Genomic DNA, 25132 nt, shown 5'->3' on the forward strand with positions numbered 1-25132 from the left:
AGGACCGTCGCGGTGGTGGTGCCGTCGCCCGCGATGTCGTCGGTCTTCTTGGCGACCTCCTTGACCAGCTCGGCCCCGATCTTCTCCCACGGGTCCTCGAGCTCGATCTCCTTGGCGATCGACACACCATCGTTGGTGATGGTGGGGGCGCCCCACTTCTTCTCCAGCACGACGTTGCGACCACGCGGGCCGAGCGTCACCTTGACAGCGTCGGCGAGGGTGTTCATGCCCCGCTCGAGCCCGCGGCGCGCCTCCTCGTCGAAAGCGATCATCTTCGCCATGGGGGTGTTGTCCTCCGATTGGGATGACACGAGAGTCATGCGTCGAGCGCGTGCCCGCGACGGACGACCGGCAACCCTGCGCCGGCCTCACCCGCTCGACTACTGGCACTCTACAGTGCCGAGTGCCAGTCCGTTTTAGCACTCACCCCGGTCGAGTGCAAGGACGCCGGAGATCGTCCGCCGGCGCGCCGGAGGCCGCCCCGGACCCCCTTCACCAGGGGGTCGGGAGCGGCCTCCGGGACGCTTCGGTGAGCCGTCAGACCTTGCGGACGGCATCGGCCTGCGGGCGGCCGTCGCGTCCCGCGGTGGTCTCGAACTCCACCCGGTCGCCCTCCTCCAACGAGCGGAACCCGTCCGACTGGATCGCGCTGTAGTGGACGAAGACGTCCGGCCCGCCATCGGTGGCGATGAAGCCGAAGCCCTTCTCCGCGTTGAACCACTTGACCGTGCCCCGAGCCACGGCACCTCCATGTCACTCGCCGACGAACGTCGCCGACGCTACCGGAGCCGATCGGGCAGGATGCGGTTCCGTGAGCTCCCCGAGGACTGTCGACGAGCACCGGGCCGTGGTCGCGGCCCTGCTGGGCCCCGCGGCGGCCACCGAGGACGTGCCGGTCGGCGAGGCGCTGGGCCGGGTGCTCGCCGCCGACATCGCCGCGGCGGTCTCGCTGCCGTCGTTCGACAACTCCGCGATGGACGGTTACGCCGTCCGGGCGAGCGAGTTGGCCGGCGCCACCCCCGACGCGCCCGTGGTGCTGCCCGTCGCGACCGACATCCCGGCCGGGCGCACCGACGTGCCGGTGCTGGAGCCGGGCACCGTGCACCGGATCATGACCGGGGCCCCGCTGCCGCCCGGCGCCGACGCCGTGCTCCCGGTCGAGCAGACCGACGGCGGGGTCACCCGCGTCTCGCTGCACGGGGCTCCCGAGGTGGGCGCGTTCGTCCGGCGGGCGGGGGAGGACGTCACGGCCGGCGACGTGGTGCTGGAGGCGGGCGCGGTGGTCGGGCCGGCCCAGGTCGGGGTGATCGCCGCGGTCGGCGCGGCCACCGTCGCGGTTCGCCGCCGCCCCGTGGTGCTGGTGCTGTCCACCGGCTCCGAGCTCGTCGAGCCCGGCAGGCCGCTGCGGACCGGGCAGATCTACGAGTCGAACGGGCCGATGCTGGCCGCCGCGGTCACCGAGGCGGGTGGGCGGGCAGAGCTGTTGCGGTTCGTGCCCGACGACGTCGAGCAGTTCCTCGACCGGCTCCGCGAGCGGCTCGCCGGGCGGGCCCCCGAGGACCGCGTCGACCTGGTGCTGACCTCGGGCGGGGTGAGCGCGGGCGCCTACGAGGTGGTCAAGGACGCGTTCACCGGGCGGGGCGTGGAGTTCGTCAAGGTGGCGATGCAGCCGGGCGGACCGCAGGGCGCGGGCCGGGTGGGCGAGCTCGGTGGGGTCGCCGTGGTCACCCTGCCGGGCAACCCGGTGAGCTCGCACGTCTCGTTCGAGGTGTTCGTGCGGCCCGCGCTGCGGGCGGTGCTGGGTCACCCGTCGCCCGAACGGCCGATGCGGACAGCCGTGCTGGGTGAGAGCTGGACCTCACCGAAGGGACGACGGCAGTTCCGCCGCGGCGTCCTGGACGCCGACGGCACGACCGTGCGCGAGGTCGGCACCTCGGGTTCCCACATGTTGGGAGCCCTGGCTCGGGCGGAGTGCCTGGTCGTCGTCCCCGCGGACGTCACTGACCTGCGGAAGGGCACTCCGGTGGAGGTATGGTCACTCGATCGGTGACCCGGACGGGTGGATGTGTCCCACGTCACGAGCGCTGGGTGCAACATTCGGCGCGATCCGCGCGTCTAACTGGTGAGCGTTCGGCCGATCGGTTGCACATCATGGGCTTACCTAGTGGTGATGTGGCGGTCCGGCGAGCGCTCGGTGATACTTGCAGCACGGCACCGTTCACACCGGTCGCCGCAAAGGGCCTACCGCCCGTCGCTGGGGAGCGGACGAGCGGTTCCACGGCCGGGGTCGTCGTCTCGGGGGATGGCGGCCCCGGCCCTTTGCGTTCCCGGGGTCCGACGAGCCCCGCTCGGGCCCGACCGGTGTGGCAGACCGTGACGAATCGCGCTCGGCTACCGTAACCGGCGCCACCGCGACCCGTCCGGGTCGCCCCTGCCGAGGAGCCCGACCCAGCCCGATGCCCGCCTCCGGGAATGTCACAGCCTCCGGGAACGCCACCTCGCTCTCCCACATGGCCGGCCTCGTCCGCGCCGCCGTCCCACCCATGCACCCCGGCGGGCGCCCGGTCGTGGCCGGGGTGGCCGCCGCCGCGGGCCTGGCCCGCCTGCTCACCGGGCGCGGCGCGCTGGTCGGTGCCCTGGTCACCGCGGCGACCGCGGCCTTCTTCCGGGTGCCCGACCGGGTCGCCCCGCCCCGCACCGACGTCGTGCTCTCCGCCGCCGACGGCGCGGTCGCCACGATCGGCGAGGTGCTGCCCCCGCCCGAGCTGGGGCTGCCGCCCGTCCCGGTGCCGCGGGTGAGCGTGTTCCTGTCCCTGCTCGACGTGCACGCCCAGCGGATCCCCGCCGACGGCGCCGTGGTCTCGGTCGAGTACCGGCCGGGGAAGTTCCTCTCCGCCGACCTGGACAAGGCCAGCGAGGACAACGAGCGCAGCGCGCTGCTGCTGGAGACGCCCGACGGCCACCGCATCGGCGTCGTGCAGATCGCCGGGCTGCTGGCCCGGCGGATCATCTGCGAGGTCGGCCCGGGCGAGAAGGTGGCCGCCGGGCAGACCTACGGGTTGATCCGGTTCGGCTCCCGCGTCGACACCTACCTGCCGCCCGGGTCGACCGTCGAGGTCTCCGTGGGCCAGCACACCATCGGCGGGGAGACGGTCCTGGCCGCGCTGCCCGCCCGGCGGGCCGACTGATGCCCCCCGCGGCCGGCTACCCGGCCGGGGTCCGCCTGCTGCCGAACGCGGTCACGGTCGTGGCGCTGTGCTCGGGGCTGTCCGCGGTGTACTTCGCGTTCAGCGGTCGGTTCGCCCTGTCGGTCGCCGCGGCCGGCATCGCCGCACTCTGCGACGCGCTCGACGGCAGGCTCGCCCGCTTCCTCGACGCCAGCACGAAGATCGGCGCCGAGCTCGACTCGCTGTCCGACCTGGTGGCGTTCGGCGTCTCCCCGGCGCTGGTGCTCTACATCTGGGAGCTCAACGACCTGCGCTTCGGCTGGGCGTTCGCACTGGTCTTCGCGGTCTGCGCGGCGCTGCGGCTGGCCCGGTTCAACACCCTGATCGACGCCGAGGACGAGTACCCCTTCACCAAGGAGTTCTTCGTCGGCGTGCCGGCGCCCGCCGGGGCGCTCGCGACGGGCATCCCGTTGTACCTGTGGCTGCACTTCGGCCCGGGCTGGTGGTCGACGTCGCTCGTCGTCGGGCTGTGGATGGTGCTCATCGCCGCGCTCATGGTGAGCAGGCTGCCCACGCTGTCGTTCAAGACCGTGCGCGTGTCGCCGAACTACGTCGCCCCGCTGCTGGTACTGGTCGGGGTGGCCGCGGCGGTGCTGGTGACCATGCCCTTCCTCGGGCTGGCCGTGGTGGCCGCCGGCTACCTCGCGATGATCCCGTACACCGTCTACCGCCACCGCTGGCTGGCCCGCCACCCGGAGACCTGGTACGTGGCCGGGCGCGACCGGCGCGAGGTGGCCAGGGCGGCCCGCGCGGCCCGCAGGCTCGGGCTGCGCCCGCCGCTGCGCCGCCGGGTGGCCGGCCGGGCGAGCGCGATGGCCAGGGCGGTGCGCCGGTTCGGCGAGGAGTCGGGCGGTCGGCCCGCAGGCAACGGGCGCGCGCCGCGCCCGTCCGGGCAGCAGCCCCAGCGCGACCGGCTCCGGCTAGGAATCCGCCGGGCCCGGCGCCGCTGAGCCGGACGCCCCCCGCGCCTCCAGGAACTGCTCCACCAGCCCGCGGATCACCGCGGCCATCGAGAAGTCGTGCTCGGTGCACCACTGCCGCAGCTGCGCGTGGCGCTCCTGCGGCAGCCGCAGCGTCACCAGCTGGCTCTCCTCGCCCGGCGCCAGCGCGCCCCGCAGCCGCTCCACCCGCTCGCCGCCCATCCACGCCGTGCCGATGCGGTGGAGCGCGCCGATGGGCGCGTTGCCGTACCGCATCATCAGGTCGAGGTCGGGACCGGCGGGGACCGGCGCGGGCGGGCGCTCCAGCAGCCAGGCCGTGATGGCCCGGCGGTCGTCGGGAGCGGCCGTCTCCAGGAGCTCGGCCAACCTGTGCGCTGCGCTGCTGTCCATGCCACCCGACGATAGCTGAGCCGCTATCGTCGCGATAGCGGGACGATGGCGCAACCGCCCGCGCGCTCGGGGTCTGCTCAGTGGCGCGGAGCCGGGCGGATAGCGTTCGCCCGTGACCGTCCCGAACGCTCCCTCGATCACGCTCGTCGCCCGGCTCGCGGCGTCGGCCGCCGACGCCCGGCGCGGAGTCGTCCGGCTGCACCCCGAGGTCATCGACGCACTGGGGCTGCGCTCGTGGGAGGCGGTCACCCTCACCGGCGCCCGGGTCACCACCGCGCTGGTCGCCCCGGCCGACGGCCCACCCGGGCAGGCCACCCTCGACGACGTCACCCTCTCCAACACCGGGCTCACCGACGGCGCGTCCGTGGTGCTCGCCCCGGCCAGGATCGAGCCCGCCCGGCGCATCACCCTCACCGGGTCGAAGCTGGCCAGGGCCTCGCTGACCCCGGAGACCATCCGCTCCGCGCTCATCGGCAAGGTCGTCACCGGCGGCGACGCGGTCTCGCTGCTGCCCCAGGACGTCGAGCCCGCCCCCGGGCTGGACGCGCCCGACGTGCGCCGCCGGGTGGCCGGCGCGCTGGGCAGCGCCTGGACCAGCGAGCTGCTGACCGTGGCCGGGGTCGAACCGGTCGGGTCGGTGGCCGTCTACCCGAGCACGGTGGTGGGCTGGGAGGGCGGGGCCGCCACCGGCGACCCGACCCCGCCGGCGACCGTCGCGCCGCGGCTGACCACACCGTCGGTCCCGGCGCCCGCCACCGCCCCGGCCCCGGTCGCGGCGGCCGAAGCCGCGGTGCCGGTCGAGGACCTCGTCGGCAACGTCGAGGTGGCCCGGCGGCTGGTCGAGTGGCTCGAGCTCAGCCTCGACCGCCCCGAGCTGCTGACCAGCCTCGGCGGCTCACCCCGGCTGGGCGTGCTGGTCACCGGGCCGGACGGCGTCGGGAAGCTGACCCTGGCCCGCAGCGTGGCCGCCGCCGTCGACGCGCGGTGCGTCGAGATCGCGGCGCCGGGCGTGGCCGCGCTGGAGGCCGGGGCCGCGGCGCAGCGGGTGCGCGACGCCGTCGGGCAGGCGCGGGCGGGCGGGCGCACCGTGCTCGCCGTCACCGACGTCGACGCGCTGCTCCCGGCCGGATCGCCGCCGCCGCTGGCCACCACGGTGCTCGACCTGCTGCGCGAGGCCGTGCACACGCCCGGCGTGGCCCTGCTGGCCACCACGTCGTCGCCGGAGTCGGTCGACCCGCGGCTGCGCGCGCCCGACCTCGTCGACCGCGAGGTCGGGCTGGCCCTGCCCGACCTGCGCACCCGCACCGAACTGCTGCGCAGGCTGCTGGCCGCGGTTCCGCTGGCCGAGGACGTCGAGGTCAAGGCGGTCGCCGAACGGGCACCCGGCTTCGTGGTCGCCGACCTGGCCGCCGTCCGGCGGGAGGCCGCCGTGCACGCCGCGCTGCGCCACCGCGGCGAGGGCGAGGCCGCCATCACCCAGCAGGACCTGCTCGACGCCGTCGGGTCCGTGCGCCCGCTGTCGATGTCCTCCTCCGACACCCTGCAGACCGGCGGCATCACCCTCGACCAGGTCGGCGACATGGTCGAGGTCAAGCAGGCGCTCACCGAGTCCGTGCTGTGGCCGCTGCAGTACCCCGACTCGTTCGCCCGGCTCGGCGTGGCCGCCCCCCGCGGCGTGCTGGTCTACGGCCCGCCCGGCTGCGGCAAGACCTTCCTGCTGCGCGCACTGGCCGGCACCGGCCAGCTCAACGTGCTCGCCGTCAAGGGCGCGGAACTGCTCGACAAGTACGTCGGCGAGTCCGAGCGGGCCGTCCGCGAGCTGTTCCGCAAGGCCGCCGACGCCGCCCCGGCGCTCGTGTTCCTCGACGAGGTCGACGCGCTCGCCCCGCGCCGCGGCCAGTCGTCGGACTCCGGGGTGGCCGACCGGGTCGTCGCCGCCCTGCTCACCGAACTGGACGGCGCCCAACCGATGCGCGACGTCATCGTGGTCGGCGCGACCAACCGCCCCGAGCTGATCGACCCCGCCCTGCTGCGCCCCGGCCGCCTCGAGCGACTGGTCTACGTGCCCCCGCCCGACGCCGCCGCCCGCGCCGAGATCCTGCGCGCCTCCAGCCGCAACACCCCCCTCGCCGACGACGTCGACCTCGACGAACTCGGCACCGAGCTGGACGGCTACTCGGCCGCCGACTGCGCCGCGGTGCTGCGCGAAGCCGCGCTCACCGCCATGCGCGAGTCGCTGGACGCCGCCGAGGTGACCGCAGCGCACATCGCCGCCGCCCGAGCCGCGGTGCCGGCGTCGCTGGACCCGGGCCAGTTGGCCGCGTTGCAGGCGTACGCCGACCGCCGTTCCTGAACCTCGCCCGGCGGTGGGACGAGAGTCGCTCTCGCTGCGTGGGGTGGGACGAGGGTCGCTCTCGCTCCGTCGGGTGGGACGAGGGTCGCTCTCGCTCCGTCGGGTGGGACGAGGGTCGCTTTCGACTCGGCCCGCACCGCGAGTCGTGCTCGCTTCGCCAGCGCGACGGAAGCTCTGCCCGTCGCGGCGAGGCGACGCGCAGCGCCGCGAGGCGACGAGTCCGGGGCGCGCCAGCGCCCACTCCTCTCCCGAGGCCCCTGCCGACGTGACGGCAGGGGCCGAACCCCTGCTCGATCCGAGGTCGCCCGCCGCGCAGGCGCCGCCTTTCCCGCGTCCGGAGCTGGGCGCGTCGCCCAGGACAGTCACTGTTCAGGGCGCCTCCGGCGGCCACCTCCGGTGAGGACCTCAGCTCCAGCAGGGGAGCACTTCTGGGGGTGCGGTGGGCGCTGCGCGCCCACCGGGGCTTGCCCGGCTCGCGGCGCTGCGCGCCGCCTCGGCCGGGGACGAGCGCGACTCTCGTTGCGTCCGGTGGAGCGAGCGCGACTCTCGTCCCGCCCGGCGGAGCGAGCGCGACTTTCGTTGCGCCCCGGCGGCACGAACGCGACTCTCGTCCCACCCGGCGAGCGAGTGGCGCGTCCGCCCAGCGTGGTTGGGCGAAGGCGCCGTTCACTCGACCGGACGGGGCCCGGGTCGGCGGGGCGAGAGTGGCTTTCGCCGCGTCAGGCCGAGCGAGAGTGGCTCTCGTCCAACCCGGCGGCACGGGAGCCGCTCTCGTCCCTGCTGATCATGGTGCGGCGAAGCGCTGGGATGGCGAGGGCTAGAGGCCCTGGTAGTCGTTGGTGACGATCACGATGACGCCCGGGCTGGCGTCTTCGAGGCCCTCGAAGCGCTCGGAGACGCGCATGCCGAACTCGCGGCCCAGTTCCTCGGCGGTGGCCTTCTCGGCGGTGCCGGGGCGGTAGTAGGCCGTGGTCGTGCGGATGATGCCGAACGGGTAGTTGGCGACCTCGCCGACCTCCCAGCCTGCCTTGCGGAGGTCCTCGGCGGCGCCGGCGGCCAGGCCGGTGATGGTGCTGTTGTTGTAGACGCGCACCGGGCCGCGGCTCACGCCGGAGCCCGCGCCGCCGCTCCCACCGCTGCCGCTGCCGGAGGCGTCGGTGCCGCCGCCGGAGCCACCGGAACCGGCGCCGCCCTGCTCCCCGCCGGGGGCGGGGGCGGGTGCGGCCGTGGCGGGCGGGGGCGGGGCGGGCACGGCGGACGTCGGGAACGTGGGTACGGCGATGGGGTTGGTGGTCGCGGGGGGCGCGATGGTCGTGGGTGCGGCCCCGGGGGGTGGGGCGGGCGCGGTGGTCGCGGTCTCCCCGCCAGGGGGCGGGGCCGCGGTCTGGCCGTCGCCGCCGTTGTCGAGGGCGAGCGAGGCCAGGCCGATGATCGCGGCGATGACCCCCACCCCGACCAGGGCCAGGCCGGCGACCCGACGGCGGGACGGCCCTCCGGACGGAGCGGGTGACGTCACGATGGCCTCCTGAGCGGACGATGACCGGGGTGCGGGGCGAGGGGCCCCTCGGTCATCGTTGCGTCACCAGGGCTCGATGCCCAGTCGACGCGCCGCGCGGGTGCGCTGCCGGCTCGCTCGCAGTCGGCGCAGCCGCTTGACCAGGAGCGGGTCGGCCGCGAGTGCTTCTGGGCGGTCGACCAGCGCGTTGAGGACCTGGTAGTAGCGGGTGGCGGACATGTCGAACAGCTCGCGGATGGCCTGTTCCTTGGCGCCCGCGTACTTCCACCACTGGCTCTCGAAGGCGAGGATCTCGCGCTCCCGGCGGCCGAGCTCGCCGGCCGGGACCGCACCGGTCGATCTCTCGCTGCGTTCGGTGGCGGTCTCCATCACGCTCCTCGCGGCCTCGCTCGACGACAGAACGACAGCCGTGTCATTACACGCCTGTCATTCGCGGGCGCCATTCAACCACGGGGCCCCGACGGTGCCGGCGCAGGCGCGCTGGCGCGCGGGGCCACCAGTAGGCTCGTGCGGTGGCGGTCCGACCCATCCGCATCATCGGCGACCCGGTGCTGCACAACCCGACCCGGCCGGTCGAGGTCTTCGACGAGTCGTTGAAGGCGCTGGTCGAGGACATGTTCGAGACGATGGCCGCGGCCGAGGGCGTCGGCCTCGCGGCCAACCAGGTCGGCGTCGACCTGCGGCTGTTCGTCTTCGACTGCCCCGACGAGCAGACCCGCACCCGGGTGCGCGGCGTCGTGGTCAACCCGGTGCTGGAGACGTCCGAGCGCCCGGAGGGCATGCCCGACGAGGACGAGGACGACGAGGGCTGCCTGTCCGTGCCGGGGGAGGTCTTCCCCACCGGACGGGCGGAATGGGCCCGCGTCACCGGCGTCGACGTCGACGGCGCCCCGGTCGAGGTGGAGGGGCGCGGGTTCCTGGCCCGCTGCCTGCAGCACGAGACCGACCACCTCGACGGCATGCTCTACGTCGAGCGGCTGGTCGGGCGGTGGGGGCGCGCGGCGCGCAAGCAGGTGCGGCGCAACGGCTGGGGCAAGCCGGGGCTGTCCTGGGACCCGGCCACGCAGCAGGCCGAAGAGGTCTAGACCGAGCGTAAGCTGGACCTGCAACGGTGTAATCGTCTGAGCGCGACGGCGTTCCCCGGAGGGGTTGCGCCGAAGGCGCCGGGAGGCACTGCAGGAGGTCCGGTGGACGAGCTCGACTCCTACTCCCGCACGGTCAGCGCCGTCGCCGCCGAGCTGACCCGCCGCGTCGCGGCCGTGCAGGTGCGGCGGGGCAGCGGCTCCGCGGTGCTCGTCGAGGTCGACGCGGCCGACGGCGCCGTCCTGGTGACGAACGCGCACGTCGTCGGCGACGCCGACCGCGGCCGCGCGGAGTTCGTCGACGGCACCGGGGTCGACGTGGCGGTCGTCGGCACCGACCCGCTGTCCGACCTCGCCGTCCTGCGCACGCGGTCGACGGCGGGCCTGCCCACCCCGGCGCGGCTCGGCGACGCCGACGAGCTGGTCGTCGGCCAGCTGGTGGTGGCGGTGGGCAACCCGCTCGGCCTGGCCGGCTCGGTGACCGCGGGCGTGGTCAGCGCGCTGGGCCGGGCGCTGCCCACCCGCAGCGGGCGCGCCGGGCGGGTCGTCGAGGACGTCATCCAGACCGACGCCGCGCTCAACCCCGGCAACTCCGGCGGCGCGCTCGCCGACGGCCGCGGCCGGGTCGTCGGCATCAACACCGCGGTGGCCGGCGTCGGGCTGGGGCTCGCGGTGCCGGTCAACGCCACCACCCGGCGGATCCTGGCCGCCCTGCGCGCCGACGGCCGCGTCCGCCGCGCGTACCTCGGCGTGGTCGGCGGCCCCGCCCCCGTCCCGGCGACGGTGGCCGACCGCTACCAGCGCACGAGCGCGCTGCGGCTGGCCGAGGTCATCCCGGGCAGCCCCGCCGCACAGGCCGGCCTGCGCGCCGGCGACCTGGTCCTCGACGTCGGCCGCACGCCGGTGCAGGACGCCCAGGGCATCCAGCGCCAGCTCTTCGGCGACGCCGTCGGCGTGCCGCTGCCGGTGACGGTGCTGCGCAACGGGGCCATGGTCGACGTCATCGCCGTCCCCACCGAGCTCCGCTGACCCGTCGAGAACGAACCTGTCGTCGTTCTGGACCGGTCCAAACGGCGACAAGTTCGTTCTCGACCGGGGTCAGGAGGGTGCTCTAGTCCTGGACTAGGCCGTTCTCCCACGCCCACGCCGCGATCTCCACGCGGTTGCGGGTGGTCAGCTTGGAGTGGACGTTGGTCAGGTGCGTCTTGACGGTGGACAGCGACACGAACAACTCGGCGGCGATCTCGGAGTTCGTCCGGCCCCTGGCCACCGCGCGCACCACGTCGAGCTCGCGGGGTGAGAGCGTCCCGGTCGCCGCCGGCCTGGCCTTCGGCTTGCTGGCCAGGTGCTCCAGCAGGCGCACCGTCACCGACGGGGAGACCAGCGCGTCGCCGTTGGACGCGGCCCGCACGGCCTCCACCAGCAGCCGCGGCCCGGCGTCCTTGAGCAGGAAGCCGCAGGCGCCCGCGCGCAGCGCGCCGTAGACGTACTCGTCGAGGTCGAAGGTGGTGACCACGACGACCCGCGGCGGCTCGGGGTCGGCGGTCAGCGCCTTGGTGGCGGCCAGGCCGTCCAGGTCGGGCATCCGGATGTCCATCAGCACGACGTCCGGCTTGAGCCTGCGGGCCAGCTCCACCGCGGTGACGCCGGTGCCGGCCTCGCCGACGACCTCCATGCCGTCCTCGGCCGACAGGATCAGCCGGAACCCCGTGCGCACCATCTCCTGGTCGTCGGCCAGCAGTACCCGGATCATCGAGCTCCCTACTGCGCGGTCTTCTGGGCCGAGTCCAGCGGCAGCCGCGCGGCGACCGTCCAGACGCCCGGCGCGGTCGGGCCCGCGCTCAGGTCCCCGTTGAGCGCCGCGACCCGCTCGGCCATCCCCGCCAGGCCGAAGCCGCCGCTGCCGCCCAGGGGGGCGCCCGCGGCCCGCACGCCGTCGCTGCGCACCGCCAGGTGCAGAGCATGATCGCGCAGCCGGATGTCGACCTCGACGGCGGTGGCCTCCGGCGCGTGCCTGCGCACGTTGGTCAGCGCCTCCTGCACCACCCGGTAGCCGGTCGCGGCCACGCCCGCGGGGAGCACGGCGTGCTCCAGGCCGTCGTCGGTGGTGAGCCGGACCATCCGCGAGTCGGGGTCGAACCGCTCGATGAGCGTGCGCACCTCGGCGAGCTCGGCGCCGGGGGTGCGGGCGCCGTCGCCGTCCTGGCCGCGCAGGACGCCGACCATGCTGCGCATCGCGGCCAGGGCGTCGATGCCGGCGGTCTCGATGGCGGACAGCGCGCGGTCGACGTCGTCGGGGGAGGTGCGGGCGACCACGGCCGCGGCCTGCGCGGCCACCACGATGCCGGTGACGTGGTGGGCGACGACGTCGTGCAGCTCGCGGGCCAGCTCCATGCGCTCGCTGGTGCGGACGTCCTCCAGCGCGACCCGGCGGCGGGTCTCGACCTCGCGCAGGGCGAGCCCGATGGCGACCGCGCCGCCCCATCCCACCGCGCACACCACCGCGAAGGAGAGCTGCCCGGAGATCCGCCCGAGCGGGGCCCAGACGATCGCCACGGCCGCGGCCGCGGTGATCAGCATCGCGGTGCGCAGCTTGCTGCCGCGCAGCACGGAGACCACCAGGATGGCCAGCGCGAGCTGCTCGGTGAAGGAGAACCCGCGGATCTCCATCGTCGCGAGGTAGTCGCCCCCGGCGGCGCCGGCGATCTCGGCCTGCACGGTGAAGCCCAGCGACACCGCGATGGCCAGCCCCGCCACGAGGTCGCGGTCGACCCGGGGGACCCGCCGGAGCAGGGACAGCCCGGCCACGGTCGAGGCGGCGGCGATCGTCAGCGGTGAGCCGCCGACGGTGCCGATCGCGAGGTCGATGGCGAACCAGAAGCCCAGGCCGAGCAGCTCGGCGATCAACCCGAGCTGCTGCCGCAACCAGCGCAGCCGTCGGATCACCGGGCCAGGCTAGTGCGCGCAGCGCCGCGACCGCCCTCGGCCGGAAGTACGAACCGCACCCCGGGGCTCTGGCCGTCCGGCCGAGGTGCGGGCGGGTCGTCGACCACCAGTGTCTGCGTCCATGACAGACACCGCCACCGCGCTCCCCGGCCGGGCCACGGGCCCGGCCGCGGGCGGCGCCGCACCGGCCCTGCGCGGGCTCGGCCTCACCCACCGCTTCGGCGCGACGACCGTGCTGCGCGACGCCGACATCACCGTGCACCGGGGCGAGGCCGTCGCGGTGACCGGGCCGTCGGGCTCGGGCAAGTCGACGCTGCTGCACTGCCTGGCCGGCATCCTGGTGCCGCAGAGCGGGGAGATCTGGCTGGGCGCCGACCGGATCGACGGCTGGTCCGAGGCGAAGCGGACCCGCCTGCGCGGGTCGCGGTTCGGGTTCGTGTTCCAGTTCGGCCAGCTGCTGCCCGAGCTGCCCGCGGTGGAGAACGTGGCACTGCCGCTGATGCTCGCCGGCACGCCGCGCCGGCAGGCCGTGGCCGAGGCGGCGAAGTGGTTCGGCCCGCTGGGCCTGGCCGGGCTGGAGCAGCGCAGGCCCGGGCAGCTCTCCGGCGGCCAGGAGCAGCGGGTGGCCATCGCCCGCGCCCTGGTCACCGGGCCGGACGTGGTGTTCGCCGACGAGCCGACCGGGGCCCTGGACACCACCACCGGCCGGCAGGTGATCGACCTGCTGACCGGGCTGGTCGCGCGGACGGCCGCGGCGCTCGTCGTCGTCACCCACGACGCCGAGGTCGCGGCCCGTTGCCACCGCACGGTCGTCCTGCGCGACGGCCGCACGGGCGGTGCGGCATGAGCGCCCCGCCGCCCTCCCCGCCGCCACCCGGAGTTCAGGAAAGCCACGTTCCGGTCCCCACGGGGCAGCATCGTGGCTTTCCTGAACCGGGGGCGGGGGGACGCGCAGCGGCCCGGGTCGGCGGCGGGCGGCTGGTCGGGGCGGTCGGGTTGAGCCTGCGGCTGCTGCGGCTGGGTGGGCGACGGGCCTGGACGGCGGCGGGGCTGATGGGGGCCGGGGTCGCCGTGGGCACGCTGCTGCTCGCGGTGGCCGTGGGCGCCCTGCACGGCTGGGACGCCCGCGAGTCGCGCACCGGCTGGCGCCCGGCGGCGCAGGGCCCGGGGACGACGGACGTGCCGGCGTCGGCGGTGGCGCTGGTGCGCACGACCGGCGACCGGGTCGCCGGGCAGCCGTTGCAGGTCGTCGACGTGGCGGCCGTGCGGCCGGACGCCCCCGCCCCGCCCGGTCTGCCGCGCGTGCCGGCCCCCGGCGAGCTGTGGGTCTCCCCGGCGCTGGCCGAGCTGGTGCGGGAGCTGCCGGCCGACCGGCTGGCCGACCGGTTCGGCGGGGTGGTCCCGGCCGGGACGATCTCCGCCGACGGGCTGCGCGACCCGGCGGAGCTGGTGGCGGTGCGGGGCGCGGACGCGCCGCTGCCCGGCGGCACGGCGGTGGACTCGTTCGCCGGGTCCCCCCTGCAGCTGGACGAGATCGAGGTCTACCGGCAGCTGACGGTCGTCGCCGTGGTGCTGATGGGCGTGCCCGCGGTGGGCCTGCTCGGCGCGGCGGCGCGGCTGAGCGCGGCCCGGCGGGTGCAGCGGCTGGCCGCGCTGCGGCTGCTGGGTGCGGGGACCGGGCAGGTGACCGTGGTGGCGGTGGCCGAGGTCGCGGCGGTGGCCACGGCGGCGGCGGTCGTGGGGGTGGCGGTGCAGTGGCTGATCGCCCCGGCGCTGGCCGCGATCGAGCTGGGCGGCTCCGGCTGGTACGCCGACGACCTGCGCCCGGCGCCCGGCGCGCTGCTGCTGGTGGTGGGCGCGGTCGCGGTGCTGGCCACGCTGGCCGCGGTCGGCGGAACCCGGCAGGTCGTGGTCGGGCCGCTGGGCGTGGCCCGGCGCGACCGCCCGGGCGGCGCGCGGCTGATCCGGCTGCTGGGCGTGGTCGGGGCGATCGGGGTGTTCGTCGCGGCGAACGGGGCCATGCGCACCGGCAGCCCGGACGTGGGCGGGCTGGTGTTCGGCGGCGGGATGCTGGCGCTGTTCGGGGCGGCGTCGCTGGTCGGGCCGCTGGTGGTGCGGCTGTGCGGGCGGGCGATGGCGCGCTCGGCGCGCACACCGGCCGCGCTGCTGGCCGGGCGCAGGCTGCTGGACGACCCGAAGGGCGCGTTCCGCCCGCTGGCCGGGCTGACCCTGGCGGTGTTCGTGGCCGGCTTCCTGGCCCCGCTGACCGCGGCGATCAGCGGCGGCCTCGATGACGACGACACCACGCTGTGGCTGCGCCCCCGGGACGGGCAGCCGGCGGTGGTGGCCGAGGCGGCGCGGGAGCGGCTGGCGGGGCTGGGGCTGGTCGCCGAGGTCACGACCACGCAGAGCCGGGTCGGCGTGGTGCCGGGGTCGGGGGTCGACCGCGACGGCGTGCGCACGGCGCTGGCCCCGCTCGTGCCGGGCGGAGCCGTGCTCACCGAGGCCGAGCAGGACGGCCAGGGCAGCGTGCTGACCGGCGACCTGGTCCGGGGCGCGCTGGTGGTGCTGGCCGGCACGTTCGTGCTCGCCGCCACCTCGGCCGGCACCACGTCCGCGGCCCGCGTGCTCGACCAGCGCGACACGCTGCGCCGGTTGCGGCTGGCGGGCACCCCGCTCGCGGTGCTGGACGCGGCCCGGCGCATCGAGACGCTGCGCCCGCTGCTGGTCAACGCGGCCATCGCCCTCGTGCTCGGGCTCATCTGCGCTGCGCCGTTCGTCGCGGTGACCGAGGTGCTCGAGCCGGCTGCGCTGGTGCTGCTGGGCTCGGTCCTCGCCGTCGGGCTGGTGCTCGTGGTGCTGGCCTCGGCGGCCAGCCGCCCGCTGCTGCGGGCGGTCACCGCGGACCGCGGCGGTGACGAGTGAACGGGCCCGTCGACGACCGCACGACCGACACCGAAGGGGGGACGATGAGGGAGAACGCCGGGTACGCGGTGCGGACCAGCGAGCTGGTCAAGGTCTACGGCCGCGGCGCCGCCGAGGTCCGGGCGCTGGACGGGGTGAGCCTCGACGTCCCGGCCGGTCGCTTCACCGCGATCATGGGTGCGTCCGGCTCGGGCAAGTCGACGCTGATGCACCTGATGGCCGGGCTGGACACCGCGACGTCGGGATCGGTCCTGCTGGGCGGCACCGAGCTCAGCACCTGCGGTGACGCCGAGCTGACCGCCGTGCGGCGCACCCGGGTCGGGTTCGTGTTCCAGGCGTTCAACCTGCTGCCGCAGCTGACCGCCGAGCAGAACATGGAGCTGCCCGCCCGGCTGGCCGGGGTGCGCCCCGACCCGGCGTGGCGCGACCACCTGGTCGACCTGCTGGGCCTGCGGGCCCGGCTGGCGCACCGGCCCACCGAGCTGTCCGGCGGCCAGCAGCAGCGGGTGGCGCTGGCCAGGGCGCTGCTGACCCGCCCGGACGTGGTCTTCGCCGACGAGCCCACCGGCAACCTGGACACCGTCACCGGCCACGAGGTGCTGGAGCTGCTGCGCTACTCGGTGCGCGAGCTGGGGCAGACGGTCGTGATGGTCACCCACGACCCGGTGGCGGCGTCCTTCTCCGACGAGGCCGTGCTGCTGCGCGACGGCCGCCTCGCCGGCTCGTTGCCGTCGCCGCGCCCGGAGGAGGTGCTGGCCGCGCTGGCCGGGTTGTCCGGATCGGTGGCGTGACGGGTCGTGCCAGGAAAGCCACCTTCAGGACGTCCGGTGTCCTGATGGTGGCTTTCCTGGCAGCACGTCGGAGCGAGCGGGCGTCAGGACTCGATCGGGTCCAGCACGAGCACCGGGATCTGCCGGTCGGTCTTGGTCTGGTAGTCGGCGTAGTCGGGGTAGGCCGCGACGGCCCGCTCCCACCACTGCGCCCGCTCCTCGCCCTCGACCTGGCGGGCCCGGTAGTCGCGGACCTCCGTGCCGTCCTGCAGGTCGACCTCGGGGTTGGCGACGATGTTGCGGTACCAGACCGGGTGCTCCGGGGCGCCGCCCTTGGACGCGACCGCGGCGTAGCGGCCCTCGTGCTCCACCCGCATCAGCGGCACCTTGTACAGCTTGCCGGACTTCGCGCCGCGGATGGTCAGCAGGACGACCGGGCGCCCGTTGATGGTCGTGCCGTCGGTGGTGCCGTTGGCCAGGATCTTCTCGGTCTGGTCGCGGACCCACCCGGACGGGCTCAGCTCGTACTCACCCTCAAGTGCCATACCCCATCCAACACAACCGGCCCGCGAACCCATCCGGGTGGCACCCGCTACGGTCGCGACCATGGGGGAACCGGCTGTGGGCACGACACCGCCGCGGGTCATGACGATCGCCGGCACCGACTCCGGCGGCGGCGCCGGGGTGGCCGCCGACCTGCGGGCGCTGACCGCCTGCGGGGCGCACGGGTGCGTCGCGGTCACCGCGGTGACCGTGCAGAACACGCTCGGCGTCTCCGACGTGCACGTGCTCCCGCCGGCGACGGTGGCCGCGCAGATCATCGCGGTGGCCACCGACATCGGCCTGGACGCGGCCAAGACCGGCATGCTGGCCGGCGCCCCGACCATCGAGGCGATCGTCGCGGCGTGCGACGAGGTCGGGATCGGCGTCGACGGGCGCACCCCGCTCGTGCTCGACCCGGTCGCCGCGTCGATGCACGGCGACCAGCTGCTCGCCGACTCCGCGCTCGACGCCTTCCGCACGCTGCTGTTCCCGCGGGCGACGATCGTCACCCCCAACCTCGACGAGGTGCGGCTGCTGGTCGGCATCGACGTGCACGACCGCGCGGGCCAGTACGACGCGGCCCGCGCGCTGCACGCCATGGGCGCGCGGAACGTCCTGGTCAAGGGCGGGCACCTGGTCGAGGACACCGAGTCCTGCGTCGACCTCTTCTACGACGGCGACGACTTCGTGGAGCTGCCCGGGCCGCGGTTCGACACCGGCGACACCCACGGCAGCGGCGACTCGATGGCGTCGGCGATCGCCGCCGCGCTGGCCAGGGGGGCCTCCGTGGCCGACGCCGTCGCGTTCGGGAAGCGGTACGTGACCGAGGCCGTGCGCAACGCCTACCCGCTCGGTGCAGGTCACGGGCCGGTCTCGCCGATGTGGACCGTTCGCCACTGGTGGGAGTGAGCCCACCCGATCGACCCGTCGCGCGATGTTGCCCGGCGAACTAGGGTCCCGAATCGATGAGCATCATGGGCACGCGCGTACGCCGCGTCGAGGATCCGGTCTTCCTCACGCGGGGCGCCACATACACAGACGACCTCACCGACGAGCGGCTGTCCGGTGCCCTGCACCTGACGTTCGTCCGCTCGCCAATGGCCCACGCCCGCATCACCGGCGTGGACACGACCGCAGCCCGGGAGGCCCCGGGCGTCGTCGCCGTGATCACGGCCGACGAGATGGACCTCGAACCGACCAAGCACTTCCCGGCCGTCCCCGACGCGATGGCCAGGCCGTGGTTGGCCAAGGACACGGTGCGGTTCGTCGGCGAGCCGGTCGCCGCCGTGCTGACCGAGCACGCCTACCAGGGCGAGGACGCCGCCGAGCTGGTCGAGGTCGACTACGACCCGCTGCCCGCGGTGACGACCCTCAAGCAGGCCCTCGCCGACGAGACGCTGCTGTTCCCCGAGGCCGGCACCAACCTGGCCGTCGCGTTCGGCGGCGAGGACGAGTTCAGCGACGACCTGTTCGCCGACTGCGAGGTCGTCGTCACCCAGGAGATCGTCAACCAGCGGGTCGCCGCGGCGCCGCTCGAGACGCGCGGCGCGGCCGCGGCCTGGGGCGAGGACGGCCGGGTGACGCTCTTCGCGTCCACCCAGAACGCCCAGCAGACCAAGGGCGAGGTGGCCGGCTGGCTCGGCGTCGACCCCGGCCTGGTCCACGTCATCACCCCCGACGTGGGCGGCGGGTTCGGGGCCAAGATCGGCGCCGACCCGGAGTTCGCGCTGGTCGCGTGGCTCGCCCGGCACGTCGGACGCCCGGTGCGGTGGAACGAGTCGCGCTCGGAGAACATGACCGGGATGCTGCAGGGCCGCGCCCAGCTGCAGACCATCACCATCGGCGGCAACCGCGACGGCAAGGTCCTGGCCTACCGGCTCGACGTGCTCGCCGACGCCGGCGCCTACCCGCGGATCGGCGTCGCGCTGCCGACGTTCACCCGGATGATGGCCGGGGGCGTCTACGACATCCCCAAGGTCGAGACCCGGGCCAGGGTGCTGGTCACCAACACCACATCGACCGGGGCCTACCGCGGCGCCGGGCGCCCGGAGGCCACCGCGGCCATCGAGCGGGCCATCGACCTGTTCGCCGCGGAGATCGGCAAGGACGTCGCCGAGGTCCGCAAGCTCAACGTGCCGCCGCCGGACGCCTTCCCGTACACCAACAAGGGCGGGGCCCAGTACGACAGCGGCGAGTACGCCAAGGCGATCGACACCGTCCTGGAGGCCGCGGGCTACCAGGGCCTGCGCGCCGAGCAGAAGGCCCGCCGCGAGCGCGGCGAGGTCCTGCAGCTCGGGATCGGGCTGTCCTGCTTCGTGGAGATCACCGCGGGCGGGATGACCGCGGAGGACGCCACGGTGGAGGTCCACCCCGACGGCACGGTCACCGTGCTCACCGGAACCTCCCCACACGGTCAGGGCCATGCGACGGCATGGGCGATGCTGGCCAGCGAGAAGCTCGGCATCCCGGTCGAGAAGATCACGGTCAAGCACGGCGACACCGACCTGATCCCCAAGGGCATCGGCACGATGGGTTCGCGCAGCCTGCAGACCGGTGGCGTCGCCGTCTACCAGGCCGCCGGCGAGCTGGCCGACCTGGCCAAGCAGCGCGCCGCCGACCTGCTCGAGGCCAACGTCGACGACCTCGAGGTCGCCGACGGCGCGGTCCGGGTGGCCGGCACCGGCACCAGCATCACGCTGGCCGAGCTGGCCGAGAAGGACCAGCTCCGGATCGAGTCGCACTGGGACGGGCAGATGCCCAGCTTCCCGTTCGGCGCGCACCTGGCCGTGGTCGAGCTGGACATCGAGTCCGGGAAGGCGGTCGTCGACCGGATCCTGACCATCGACGACGCGGGCACCATCCTCAACCCGCTGCTCGCCGAGGGGCAGCGGCACGGCGGCATCGCCCAGGGCATCGCCCAGGCGCTGCTGGAGGAGGTCGTCTACGACGCCGACGGCAACCCGCTGACCGCGACCTTCGCCGACTACGGCATCCCGTCCGCGGCCGAGCTGCCCAGCTTCACGCTGCTGACGATGGAGACCCCGACGCACCTGAACCCGATCGGGGCCAAGGGCATCGGGGAGGCGGGCACGATCGGCGCCACGCCCGCCGTGCAGAGCGCGGTCTGCGACGCCGTGGCCCACCTCGGCATCCGCCACATCGACATGCCGGCCACCCCGCTGCGGGTGTGGACGGCCATCAACGCGGCCCAGAACGGGAGCGACGCATGACCGTGAAGGTCGAGATCACCGTCAACGGCGAGTCCACCAGCGCGGACGTCGAGCCGCGCCTGCTGCTCGCGCACTACCTGCGCGACCAGCTGGGCCTCAAGGACACCAACGTCGGCTGCGACACCACCTCCTGCGGGGCGTGCACCGTCCTGCTGGACGGCGAGTCGATCAAGTCGTGCACCGTGCTCGCGGTGCAGGCCGACCAGCAGTCGGTCACCACCATGGAGGGGCTGTCCACCGACTCGGACAACCTGCACCCGGTGCCCGCGGCGTTCCGCGCCGAGCACGGCCTGCAGTGCGGGTTCTGCACGCCCGGCATGGTGATGGCCGCGGTGAGCCTGCTGGAGGAGAACCCCAAGCCCACCGAGAAGCAGGTCCGCGAGGGCCTGGAGGGCAACCTCTGCCGCTGCACCGGCTACCACAACATCGTGCGCGCCGTGCTCGCCGCGTCCGGGCAGGACCCCGACAAGGCCGAGGGCTCCGAGCCGGACATGGTGGCGCCGGGCTTCTCCACCGGGAGCGGCGCATGATCCCCGTCGGATTCGCCTACGAGCGCCCGTCCAGCGTGGACGGCGCGCTGGCGCTGCTCGCCGAGCACGGCGAGGAGGCCTCGGTGATGGCGGGCGGCCACTCGCTGCTGCCGGTGATGAAGCTGCGCCTCGCCGCGCCCGAGCTGATCATCGACATCAGCAAGCTGTCCGAGCTGAGCTACGTCAAGGTCGACGGCGACGAGGTGGCCATCGGCGCGGGCACCCGGCACAGCACGGTCGAGCGGTCCGATGTGCTGGCCGCCGAGTCACCGCTGCTGGCCGGGGTGGCCCGCACGGTCGGCGACCCGCAGGTGCGCCACCGGGGCACCATCGGCGGTTCGCTCGCGCACGCCGACCCGGCCTCCGACCTGCCCGCCGCGGTGCTCGCGCTGGGCGGGACGGTGGTGCTGCGCAGCCCGCGCGGCACCCGCAGCGTGCCGATCACCGAGTTCTTCACCGGGGTCTTCTCCACGGCGAAGGAACCCGACGAGCTGCTCGTCGAGATCCGGGTGCCGCGCACCGGCGGCGCCGGGTGGGCCTACGAGAAGTTCACCCGCCGGGCCAACGACTGGGCCATCGTCGGCGTCGCCGTCGTCGACGGCCGGGTCGGGCTGGTCAACATGGGCCAGACCCCGCTGCGGGCCACCGCCACCGAGGAGGCGCTGGCCGGCGGGGCGTCGATCGCGGACGCCGCGGCGCTGGCCGACCAGGGCACCGAGCCGCCGGAGGACCTGGCCGGCACGAAGGAGTACCGCAGGCACCTGGCCCGCGTGCTCACCAGGCGGGCGCTCACCACCGCCGCCGGCGGCTGACGCCGGGACCGGCTCCGGCAGGAGTTCAGGAAAGCCACGATGCTGCCCGCAGAGGGCGGCATCGTGGCTTTCCTGCCTTCGGTGCCGCGCTCACCAGGGAAGATCGAGAAAGTTCCGCGGATTTGTGTGATCCGCGGCGGGCTCGGGAACTACGAGATCGTGACCGCCGAGCTCCCCGATCTCTGCCCCAGGGTCGTCGCGGGCCGGTACGTGCTCGGGCGAGTGCTCGGGACGGGCTCCTCCGCGGTGGTCCGCAGGGCCCGCGACCTGCGCAGCGGCGCCCTCGTGGCGCTCAAGCTTTTCCACCGCGGCGCCACCGACGTCGACCTGCGCCAGCAGCGCCAGGAGATGGAGGCGCTGGCCAACCTCGACCACCCCGCCCTCGTCGGACTGCGCGACGGCGGCAGCGTGGAGGGTCGCCCGTTCGTGGTGACCGACCTGGTGAACGGCCCGTCGCTGGACGTGCGGCTCAAACAGGATGGCCCGCTCGACCCGGCCGCCGTGCGCCGCGTGGGCCTGCACGTGGCCCACGCGCTCGACCACGTGCACCGGGCCGGCTACATCCACCGCGACGTCAAGCCGGCCAACGTGCTCCTCGGCGACGACGGCCGCGCCCGCCTCGCCGACTTCGGCATCTCCCGCGCCGTCGACAGCACCGCGGTCACCACCACCGGCTGCATCGTCGGCACCGCCGCCTACCTGGCCCCCGAGCAGGTCCGCGGCGAGCACGTCGGCCCACCCGCCGATGTCTTCGCGCTGGGCCTGGTGATGCTGGAGGCGATCACCGGGCGCCGGGAGTACCCGGGGCGGGCCATGGAGTCCGCGGTCGCCCGGCTGCACCGGGTGCCCACGATCCCGGCCGGGCTGCCCGGCGGGCTCACTCCGCTGCTCGCCGCCATGACCAACCCCGACACCGGGGCCCGCCCGACCGCCGCCGAGGTGGCCGCGTCGCTCTCCTCCGAGACGAGCCCCGCCGCCGCGCCCCCGGCCACCGCCCCGACCCCCGTCGTCGTCCTGGACGACGACGCGCCCGCCGCCGTGACCCCGCAGCCCGCAGTGGGCCGCGGCGGGCACCGCGGGGCGCACCGCGTCGGGCGGCACCGCCGCGCGGTGCTGCTGCCCGTCGCCGCCGCGGCGCTGCTGCTGGCCAGCGTGGTCGGAGTGCTCGCGGTGATGATGGGCATCGCCCCGCTCGGCGCCGAGGTCGCCGACACGGCCACCACGATCCCCGCCCTCCAGCCGGTCCCCGACGCCCCCGCCCTCGAAGCCGTACCCCTCGCCCCCGGCGACACCCCCTGATCCGGGACCTCAGCGCCGTCGGGTGACCAGGTACGTGATGCCCAGGATGACGTCCACGGCCACCCACAGGAACAGGATCACGGCCAGGCCGAGGCCCGCGCCGACCGCCGTCCCAGCCTGGCACGCGCTGAGGGCGTCGCCGGTCCGACCGTCGCAGTTGTCGGCGGCCCCGGAGAGGCTGCTGACGACCCAGACCAGGAAGAGGGCCTGCACGGCCAGGAACACCCACATGAACACGCGCCGCTTGCGCCTCGGCGGGGTGGGCGGGGCCTGGACGCCCTGGGGCTGGTGCGGCTCGTACGAGCTCGGGTGCGTCACGGGATCTCCTGTTTCGTTCGGCGTATCCGCCCTCGCCGACGGCCCGGCGCGGATCCGCCGGGTGCTGCTGTCGAGAGGTTCGCCTGCCGTTCGCGGTGGCGGTCGGCGACGTTTCGCCGGTGACCGGCGCCGGTCGCCCCGTCTGCTCCGGTGCGGGTACCGGACGTGATCAGCCGTCGGCCCTGCTGACCGGGGCGGGGGCGTCCACCACCCACGGGAGGCGCGGCCGGTGGCGCCGGGTCGTCGATCCGGCACCACGGCGTCCGAGCGGAACCGAACGGGTGGTCTTCGGGCTCGGCGCCCGGATCAGCCGGTGAGGCCCGCTGAGCGGGCGGCGATGGCGGCCTGGACGCGGGAGCGCAGGCCGAGCTTGGTCAGGACCCGGGAGACGTGGGTCTTGGTGGTGGCTTCGGTGATCACCAGCCGGGCCGCGATCTCGGCGTTGGACAGGCCCTGGCCGAGGCAGGCCAGGATCTCGCGTTCGCGCGCGGTCAGCTCGTCGAGGCCGGGGACCCGGGCCGGCGGCGGGGTGGGCGCCACCGGTAGCCGGGCCAGCACCCGGCGGGTCACCTCGGGGGCCAGCACGCCGTCGCCGCGGGCGACCGCGCGCACCGCCTCGATCAGCGCGGGCGCCTGCACCGTCTTGAGCAGGAAGCCGGCCGCGCCCGCGGCGAGGGCGTCGTCGACGTGGGCGTCGAGGTCGAAGGTGGTGAGCACGAGGACGTCGCAGACGCCGTCGGCGACGAGGCGGCGGGTGGCCTCGATGCCGTCGATGCCGGGCATGCGGATGTCCATCAGCACGACGTCCGGGCGCAGCCGGGTGGCCTCGGCGACGGCCTGCAGGCCGTCGCCGGCCTCGGCGACCACCTCGATGCCGGGCGCCGAGCCGAGGATCAGGGCCAGGCCGGTGCGGATGGCGGCCTGGTCGTCGGCCACCACGACGCGGACGGGACGGTCGCTCACGGCACCCGCGCCCGGGCGGCGACGGCGGCGGGGAGCTCGGCGTGCACGGTCCAGGTGCCGTCGTCGGCCCCGGCGCGGACGGTGCCGCCGACGGCGGCGGCCCGCTCGCGCAGCCCCAGCAGACCGGTGCCGGTGCCGCCGGGGTCGGGCCCGCGGCGGGACCCGACGGCGTTGGCCAGCTCGACGGTGAGCGTGCCGTCCGCGCGGGCCAGCCGCAGCGAGACGGTGCTGCCGGGGGCGTGCTTGGCCGCGTTGGTCAGCGACTCCTGCACGATCCGGTAGGCGGTGAGGTCGACGGCGGCGGGCAGCTGGTCGGCCGGTGGGCGGCGGTCGTCGACGTCGATGCGCAGGCCGGACGCGCGTCCGGCGTCGAGCAGCGAGTCGAGGCGGTCGAGCCCGGTCGGCGCGGCGCGGGCGTCGGCGTCCGGGTCGGTGTCGGCCGCGTCGCCCGCGCGCAGCAGCCCGATCATCGCGCGCATCTCCTCCAGCGCCGACACGCTGCCCGCGCGCACCGCCTCCAGGAGCCTGCGCTGGGTGGCCGGGTCGACGTCGGGCAGGGTCAGCGCTGCCTCGGACTGGATGGCGATGGCCGACAGCTGGCCCGCCACGACGTCGTGCAGCTCGCGGGCCATCCGGGCGCGCTCGGCGGCGATCGCGGCGGCCCGGTCGAGCGCGGCCATCCGGCGGGCCTGCTCGGCGCGTTCCTCGGCGGCGATCGTGGCCTCGCGGTGGTGGCGCACCTCGCGCGCCCACACGACCGGGATCAGCAGCAGCGACAGCCCGAGCAGCGCCAGCACGGCCTCCCGGGTGCCGGCGGCGGCGAAGCTGCCCAGCGCGCCCAGCGCGAGCACGACCCCGACGAGCGCGGTGATCGTGACGCTGGCCCGGCGCGACGAGTACAGCACCGCGTTGTAGATCGCCTCGCCGCAGACCAGCGACACCCCGATGTGGATGCTGCCGGTCCAGGTCGCGCCCAGCACCGCGACCGTCCCGGCCACGACCAGGCCGGTGACCGGGAACGAGCGGCGCAGCACCAGCCCGGCGCAGGCCCCGGCCAGGATGAGCAGCGCCTCCCACGCCGGGGGCGGCGGGGGCGGGCGGCCGTCGACGCTGAACGAGTTGGCGACGTCCGGCACGATCGCCACGAGCAGCACGCCGACGGCGAGGTAGACGCCCGCGCGCAGCGCGTCGTCGGTCAGCTCCCGCCGGCTCACCCCGCCATTGGACCATCCGCGGCGGCCGCGGGCGTCGATCGAAAGTGGTACGCCGCCGCCGCGAAGACCGGTC

The 25132-nt window shown here is 75.2% G+C and carries 25 protein-coding genes; 14 read left to right on the forward strand and 11 right to left on the reverse strand.

Translation table 11 applies throughout. The annotated features are described in order from the left end of the window. On the reverse strand, positions 1–281 hold a 281-nt coding region (locus KDL28_RS35225), incomplete at its 3' end, for a TCP-1/cpn60 chaperonin family protein (protein WP_305882281.1). Positions 282–537: 256 nt separating this feature from the next. Beyond that, positions 538–741 (reverse strand): cold-shock protein, encoded by a 204-nt coding sequence (locus tag KDL28_RS35230; protein WP_252445717.1) that lies wholly within the window; start codon positions 739–741, stop codon positions 538–540. A 70-nt stretch (positions 742–811) separates the two neighbouring features. Here KDL28_RS35230 and moeA point away from each other — a divergent pair, with 70 nt between their 5' ends. The 3 genes from moeA to KDL28_RS35245 all read left to right on the forward strand — a co-directional run bounded on the left by moeA (position 812) and on the right by KDL28_RS35245 (position 4177). Then, the gene (gene moeA / locus KDL28_RS35235; RefSeq protein ID WP_252445718.1) at positions 812–2050 is read left to right on the forward strand and encodes a molybdopterin molybdotransferase MoeA; all 1239 of its coding nucleotides are present in this window, start codon (positions 812–814) and stop codon (positions 2048–2050) included. A 406-nt stretch (positions 2051–2456) separates the two neighbouring features. Continuing rightward, positions 2457–3188 carry a phosphatidylserine decarboxylase gene (locus tag KDL28_RS35240; RefSeq protein ID WP_256503377.1) on the forward strand — a complete coding sequence of 244 codons (732 nt, stop codon included), beginning with the start codon at positions 2457–2459 and terminating at the stop codon, positions 3186–3188. Then, positions 3188–4177 carry a CDP-alcohol phosphatidyltransferase family protein gene (locus tag KDL28_RS35245; RefSeq protein WP_252445720.1) on the forward strand — a complete coding sequence of 330 codons (990 nt, stop codon included), beginning with the start codon at positions 3188–3190 and terminating at the stop codon, positions 4175–4177. Before KDL28_RS35240 ends, KDL28_RS35245 begins: the two co-directional genes overlap by 1 nt. Here the strand turns inward: KDL28_RS35245 and KDL28_RS35250 are convergent. Further along, positions 4148–4558, reverse strand: coding sequence for a hypothetical protein (locus KDL28_RS35250; RefSeq protein ID WP_252445721.1), 411 nt, complete (start codon positions 4556–4558; stop codon positions 4148–4150). The two genes, KDL28_RS35245 and KDL28_RS35250, sit on opposite strands and share 30 nt — an antisense overlap. A gap of 112 nt (positions 4559–4670) precedes the next feature. Here KDL28_RS35250 and KDL28_RS35255 point away from each other — a divergent pair, with 112 nt between their 5' ends. Beyond that, positions 4671–6911: an AAA family ATPase gene (locus KDL28_RS35255; protein WP_252445722.1), complete on the forward strand. Its 2241-nt coding sequence runs from the start codon at positions 4671–4673 to the stop codon at positions 6909–6911. An 817-nt stretch (positions 6912–7728) separates the two neighbouring features. Here the strand turns inward: KDL28_RS35255 and KDL28_RS35260 are convergent. Further along, complete coding sequence (locus tag KDL28_RS35260; protein WP_252445723.1) at positions 7729–8427, reverse strand: LytR C-terminal domain-containing protein; 699 nt, start codon at positions 8425–8427, stop codon at positions 7729–7731. Between the two features lie 63 nt (positions 8428–8490). Further along, positions 8491–8796 (reverse strand): nucleoid-associated protein NapA, encoded by a 306-nt coding sequence (gene napA, locus KDL28_RS35265; RefSeq protein WP_252445724.1) that lies wholly within the window; start codon positions 8794–8796, stop codon positions 8491–8493. Positions 8797–8939: 143 nt separating this feature from the next. Between napA and KDL28_RS35270 the strand changes: the two genes are divergently transcribed. Continuing rightward, on the forward strand, positions 8940–9512 hold the full coding sequence (locus KDL28_RS35270; protein WP_252445725.1) for a peptide deformylase: 573 nt from the start codon (positions 8940–8942) through the stop codon (positions 9510–9512). A gap of 102 nt (positions 9513–9614) precedes the next feature. Continuing rightward, positions 9615–10538: a S1C family serine protease gene (locus KDL28_RS35275; protein ID WP_252445726.1), complete on the forward strand. Its 924-nt coding sequence runs from the start codon at positions 9615–9617 to the stop codon at positions 10536–10538. Between the two features lie 82 nt (positions 10539–10620). Here the strand turns inward: KDL28_RS35275 and KDL28_RS35280 are convergent, their stop codons facing one another. Then, positions 10621–11262: a response regulator gene (locus KDL28_RS35280; protein ID WP_252445727.1), complete on the reverse strand. Its 642-nt coding sequence runs from the start codon at positions 11260–11262 to the stop codon at positions 10621–10623. An 8-nt stretch (positions 11263–11270) separates the two neighbouring features. Beyond that, positions 11271–12455: a sensor histidine kinase gene (locus tag KDL28_RS41860; protein WP_252445728.1), complete on the reverse strand. Its 1185-nt coding sequence runs from the start codon at positions 12453–12455 to the stop codon at positions 11271–11273. A gap of 121 nt (positions 12456–12576) precedes the next feature. On the opposite strand from KDL28_RS41860, the gene KDL28_RS35290 reads away from it, so the two are divergent. The 3 genes from KDL28_RS35290 (at position 12577) to KDL28_RS35300 (ending at position 16171) form a co-directional block, all read left to right on the forward strand. After that, the gene (locus tag KDL28_RS35290; protein ID WP_252445729.1) at positions 12577–13302 is read left to right on the forward strand and encodes an ABC transporter ATP-binding protein; all 726 of its coding nucleotides are present in this window, start codon (positions 12577–12579) and stop codon (positions 13300–13302) included. A gap of 149 nt (positions 13303–13451) precedes the next feature. After that, positions 13452–15380, forward strand: coding sequence for an FtsX-like permease family protein (locus KDL28_RS35295; protein ID WP_252445730.1), 1929 nt, complete (start codon positions 13452–13454; stop codon positions 15378–15380). Positions 15381–15424: 44 nt separating this feature from the next. Then, positions 15425–16171: an ABC transporter ATP-binding protein gene (locus KDL28_RS35300; protein WP_252445731.1), complete on the forward strand. Its 747-nt coding sequence runs from the start codon at positions 15425–15427 to the stop codon at positions 16169–16171. 83 nt (positions 16172–16254) lie between these two features. Here the strand turns inward: KDL28_RS35300 and KDL28_RS35305 are convergent, their stop codons facing one another. Further along, positions 16255–16695, reverse strand: coding sequence for a nitroreductase family deazaflavin-dependent oxidoreductase (locus KDL28_RS35305; protein WP_252445732.1), 441 nt, complete (start codon positions 16693–16695; stop codon positions 16255–16257). Positions 16696–16756: 61 nt separating this feature from the next. On the opposite strand from KDL28_RS35305, the gene thiD reads away from it, so the two are divergent. From thiD to KDL28_RS35330, 5 genes are read left to right on the forward strand one after another with little or no spacing between them, the layout of a single operon-like run. Continuing rightward, a complete protein-coding gene (thiD, locus tag KDL28_RS35310; protein ID WP_252445733.1) occupies positions 16757–17602 on the forward strand; it encodes a bifunctional hydroxymethylpyrimidine kinase/phosphomethylpyrimidine kinase in 846 nt (281 codons plus the stop codon). Between the two features lie 56 nt (positions 17603–17658). Continuing rightward, a complete protein-coding gene (locus tag KDL28_RS35315; RefSeq protein WP_252445734.1) occupies positions 17659–19923 on the forward strand; it encodes a xanthine dehydrogenase family protein molybdopterin-binding subunit in 2265 nt (754 codons plus the stop codon). A gap of 2 nt (positions 19924–19925) precedes the next feature. Further along, complete coding sequence (locus KDL28_RS35320) at positions 19926–20453, forward strand: (2Fe-2S)-binding protein (RefSeq protein WP_308216108.1); 528 nt, start codon at positions 19926–19928, stop codon at positions 20451–20453. Then, a complete protein-coding gene (locus KDL28_RS35325; protein ID WP_252445736.1) occupies positions 20450–21265 on the forward strand; it encodes an FAD binding domain-containing protein in 816 nt (271 codons plus the stop codon). The genes KDL28_RS35320 and KDL28_RS35325 overlap by 4 nt, the downstream gene beginning before the upstream one ends. Before the next feature lie 39 nt (positions 21266–21304). Further along, the gene (locus KDL28_RS35330) at positions 21305–22564 is read left to right on the forward strand and encodes a serine/threonine-protein kinase (protein ID WP_252445737.1); all 1260 of its coding nucleotides are present in this window, start codon (positions 21305–21307) and stop codon (positions 22562–22564) included. A gap of 9 nt (positions 22565–22573) precedes the next feature. Here the strand turns inward: KDL28_RS35330 and KDL28_RS35335 are convergent, their stop codons facing one another. From KDL28_RS35335 to KDL28_RS41865, 3 genes are all read right to left on the reverse strand, one after another. Further along, a complete protein-coding gene (locus KDL28_RS35335) occupies positions 22574–22882 on the reverse strand; it encodes a hypothetical protein (RefSeq protein ID WP_252445738.1) in 309 nt (102 codons plus the stop codon). 306 nt (positions 22883–23188) lie between these two features. Further along, entirely contained in the window at positions 23189–23845 is a 657-nt protein-coding gene (locus KDL28_RS35340; protein ID WP_252445739.1) for a response regulator, read from the reverse strand. Further along, a complete protein-coding gene (locus KDL28_RS41865; protein WP_252445740.1) occupies positions 23842–25059 on the reverse strand; it encodes a sensor histidine kinase in 1218 nt (405 codons plus the stop codon). Before KDL28_RS41865 ends, KDL28_RS35340 begins: the two co-directional genes overlap by 4 nt. Positions 25060–25132: the final 73 nt, after the last annotated feature.

The organism is Pseudonocardia humida (assembly GCF_023898865.1).
Taxonomy (GTDB): Bacteria; Actinomycetota; Actinomycetes; order Mycobacteriales; family Pseudonocardiaceae; genus Pseudonocardia; species Pseudonocardia humida.

What these genes read in the sequence shown, in the direction of transcription:
- KDL28_RS35240 (WP_256503377.1), top strand. Translation starts at nt 2,457, where the DNA reads ATGCCCGCCTCCGGGAATGTCACAGCCTCCGGGAACGCCACCTCGCTC.
- KDL28_RS35245 (WP_252445720.1), top strand. Translation starts at nt 3,188, where the DNA reads ATGCCCCCCGCGGCCGGCTACCCGGCCGGGGTCCGCCTGCTGCCGAAC.
- KDL28_RS35250 (WP_252445721.1), bottom strand. Translation starts at nt 4,558, where the DNA reads ATGGACAGCAGCGCAGCGCACAGGTTGGCCGAGCTCCTGGAGACGGCC.
- napA (WP_252445724.1), bottom strand. Translation starts at nt 8,796, where the DNA reads ATGGAGACCGCCACCGAACGCAGCGAGAGATCGACCGGTGCGGTCCCG.
- KDL28_RS35280 (WP_252445727.1), bottom strand. Translation starts at nt 11,262, where the DNA reads ATGATCCGGGTACTGCTGGCCGACGACCAGGAGATGGTGCGCACGGGG.
- KDL28_RS35290 (WP_252445729.1), top strand. Translation starts at nt 12,577, where the DNA reads ATGACAGACACCGCCACCGCGCTCCCCGGCCGGGCCACGGGCCCGGCC.
- KDL28_RS35300 (WP_252445731.1), top strand. Translation starts at nt 15,425, where the DNA reads ATGAGGGAGAACGCCGGGTACGCGGTGCGGACCAGCGAGCTGGTCAAG.
- KDL28_RS35305 (WP_252445732.1), bottom strand. Translation starts at nt 16,695, where the DNA reads ATGGCACTTGAGGGTGAGTACGAGCTGAGCCCGTCCGGGTGGGTCCGC.
- thiD (WP_252445733.1), top strand. Translation starts at nt 16,757, where the DNA reads ATGGGGGAACCGGCTGTGGGCACGACACCGCCGCGGGTCATGACGATC.
- KDL28_RS35315 (WP_252445734.1), top strand. Translation starts at nt 17,659, where the DNA reads ATGAGCATCATGGGCACGCGCGTACGCCGCGTCGAGGATCCGGTCTTC.
- KDL28_RS35325 (WP_252445736.1), top strand. Translation starts at nt 20,450, where the DNA reads ATGATCCCCGTCGGATTCGCCTACGAGCGCCCGTCCAGCGTGGACGGC.
- KDL28_RS35330 (WP_252445737.1), top strand. Translation starts at nt 21,305, where the DNA reads ATGCTGCCCGCAGAGGGCGGCATCGTGGCTTTCCTGCCTTCGGTGCCG.